This window comes from Chitinophaga sp., assembly GCF_035564935.1.
GTDB lineage: Bacteria > Bacteroidota > Bacteroidia > Chitinophagales > Chitinophagaceae > Chitinophaga.
In genome coordinates, this window is sequence record NZ_DATMTE010000931.1 from 1 (window position 1) to 3210 (window position 3210).

Here is a 3210-nt window from a genome sequence, read left to right on the forward strand (position 1 = left end):
CTCGATCCGATTTAACACATATTTCAGCTTAACAAATGTATAAAAAAAATACAAAAATAGTATTGAAAATGAAGCTCACCACCTTCATGACAGCTTTTGGCATGCTACAGATCAGCCTAGGGGCGGTAGGACAAAACATCAGTCTCTCCGAAAAGAACAGCTCCCTGGCCAAAGTATTCAAAAAAATAAGTACGCAGACAGGCTATGGATTTTTAGTCGAGGGCAGCCTGCTTAAAATGTCCAGACCGGTCACGATAGAAACCAGAAACACCGATATCAATACGGTATTGGCGGCCATCTTCAAAAACCAGCCCCTGACCTTTGTGCTACGGGACCAATCCGTGCTTGTTTCGGCAAAAAAGACAGCCCCCAGCCCCCTTTCACTATCCTGGGACGCAACGAACATGGCGGCGCAACAACGGGGAACGGTCACTGGAAGAATTACAAACGAAAATGGTGAAGCGCTCGCAGATGCCAGTATCAGCGTGCTCCAGACGGGCCAGTCCTTAAAAAGTAAAGCCGATGGAAGCTATACGTTGAACATCCCCGCCGGAACTTATACCATTGAGGTCAGTTACATTTCCCATCAGACAAAAAGGATCACTGACATCGTTGTCCATGCCGGGAAGCAGACCAGCCTCAGCATCGTTTTAAAAGATGCCGTAAAAAGTCTGGAGCAGGTGGTCGTCACCGGAAGTTATAAACAGGAAAGTATTGCTTCGCTCTACGCCAAACAAAAGAATGAAGCGACGATCTCCAACGGCATCAGCCGCGAGCAAATCGCCGTTCTACCGGACAAAAATGTAGGCGAAACCCTCAAGCGCATCGCGGGTGTCAGCACCAATGACAACCGCCGGGTCGTGATCCGCGGTATTGCCGAACGCTACAACCTTGCCATGATGGATGGTGCTACCCTCCCCAGTACCGACGTGCAGGTCCGGGACTTCGAATTTGATATCGTACCGAGCAACCTGATCGACAATGTCATTATCCACAAGACCGCATCGCCAGACCTGAGCTTTGGCTTTGGCGGTGGACTGGTCAAGATCAACACCCTGGCCATTCCATTGAAAAACTTTACTTCCTTTTCGGTGGGCAGCAAATATATCAATGGCTCAACGGGAAAAGATTTCCTGGGCTATGGCCGTGGCAGCTGGGACTACCTGGCCTTTGACGATGGCACACGGGGCAAGTTCCCGCGGGATCTGACCGTATTCAACGGCATCAATTATGATCCTGCCAACCCTTATAAACCTGTACCCGAAGGTGTGACGCCTTTTACCCCCGAAATGATCGCGGCACAGAACAAACGCATTGGTGGATTAGAACGTTTGGGCACACGAAAATATACCGCGCTACCCGGACAAAACTATCAGTTCAGCCTGGGACGGAGCTACAATACCATGAAAGGCATCTTTGGTTTTGTAGGCTCGCTCAGTTATCGCAATGAACAGTCTATTGATCACATCTCCAATTTCGAACGGGGCAACTGGCAAAAAACAGACGGGGCCACCTACGATATAAACACCGGAAAAGAAATCAACCCGACGATCTCCACACAGTATAATTTTAATTCGAGCTTAAGCGGATTGGTCAATTTGGGCTGGAACAGCAAAAATCATAAAATAACCTCCCGCAACTTTTATTCCCGCATGTTCAACAATCAGTTTTCCGTAATCGAAGGTTGGGGAAACGATATTGGGTATGGCTCGAGACCGGCTATCCGGGAGTACGACCGCCCCAAATTTATCGATATGCTCCAGAACAGGCTGGATGGGGAACATCGTTTCGGCAATTTTAAAGTGGAATGGAATATTGCCCGCAACCGGCTAAACAACCTGGAGAAAGATGCGACCGAGGCCTGGCTCGAACCCAGAGGCACCCTGAATGACACCCTATACAATGTCGTCCCTTCGCATTATGCCAATGCCGGTGACGGGACATTTACACGCTCCGAATACCATTATACGGAGACCAACAGCATTGCTGAGGCTGCATTGAGCTATCAGACGAACTGGCTGGGGCAAAAGCAGGCCCTGAAAGGCGGCTATCAGTTTATGGATCGGCATGGATTGTTCGAATGGGTCTCCCTGCCCATCGTTTCGGTCGGTGCAAATACCTTTTCCCCCGTCAATACCTGGTCGAAGTACCTTGAATTTAAAGATCCCTTACATGGGATGTTCTATTATCCTGCCGCCTTCTCCATCAGTGCCTATGAAGGGAAAAATATCAACCAGGCAGTCTATGCCATGCTAGACAACCGCTTCAACTCCTGGATCAGATTGGTCTGGGGATTGCGTGCCGAATACTTCAAGTATAAAAGCCTGCAAAACGGCGACAACGACCTACAGATGGATGCACGCACCATTGCCATGCGCAAGCAGCGCTTTGTCGATCCCAAAACCGGCAAACTGGTGGGCATGACGGCGGATCCCGAGACCGAAGAGAAAACCTGGCGCTACCTGCCCTCGGCGAGCCTGACATTGACACCCGTACAGGATTTCAATATCCGCATGGCCTATTCGCAGTCGGTAGTCCGCCCCGCATTGATCGAAAACTCCAGGATGGTACGCCAGGATCCCGCACTGGGCGGAGCTTACCGCAGGAATGAAGGTGTACTGTCTACCGTCATAGACCATTATGACATGCGTTTGGAATGGTATCCTTCCCTCGCGGAAGTCATCTCCATCGGATTTTTCTACAAATATTTTCAGAACCCGATCGAATTGTACCGGCAGATGATGGACTCCTCCCACCGTATCTATGTCACGACGAACATCTCCGAATGGGCCAAAGTAAAAGGACTGGAGTTTGATATCCGTAAAAACCTAGGATTTATACTTCCGGGCTCCCTGCTGGAGGATTTCAATTTCAGCGGGAACATCACGCTTCAAAGCTCCGAAGTACAATCGGCCGAATTCAGGGCCAAGGGCATCGACACGGATAAGTATGGAAATACCTTTGAATACCGCGAAAAACAGTTCCTGAAAAGCAAGCGCCCGCTCTACGGACAGATACCCGTCGTATACAATGCGGCCTTACAGTATGCCGGAGACCGCTTAGGTGCCAACGTAGCCTTCAACCATATGGGCTACAAAACCTTTATGACAGCCATGAGCGAAGACCTTATTGAATACGAGCGTCCCCGCAATCAGCTGGACGCACAGCTGAGCTACTAATTATTGAAAAATAAAAATCTGGACCTCAAAC

The 3210-nt window shown here is 49.5% G+C and carries 1 protein-coding gene; it reads left to right on the plus strand.

All coding sequences use genetic code 11. The features are described 5' to 3' along the window. Window positions 1-68 precede the first annotated feature (68 nt). Entirely contained in the window at window positions 69-3179 is a 3111-nt protein-coding gene (locus VN105_RS24290; protein ID WP_325645109.1) for a TonB-dependent receptor, read from the plus strand. Window positions 3180-3210 lie beyond the last annotated feature (31 nt).

Excerpts from the sequence above, each read along its gene's own strand:
- VN105_RS24290 (WP_325645109.1), top strand. The coding sequence starts at position 69 with ATGAAGCTCACCACCTTCATGACAGCTTTTGGCATGCTACAGATCAGC.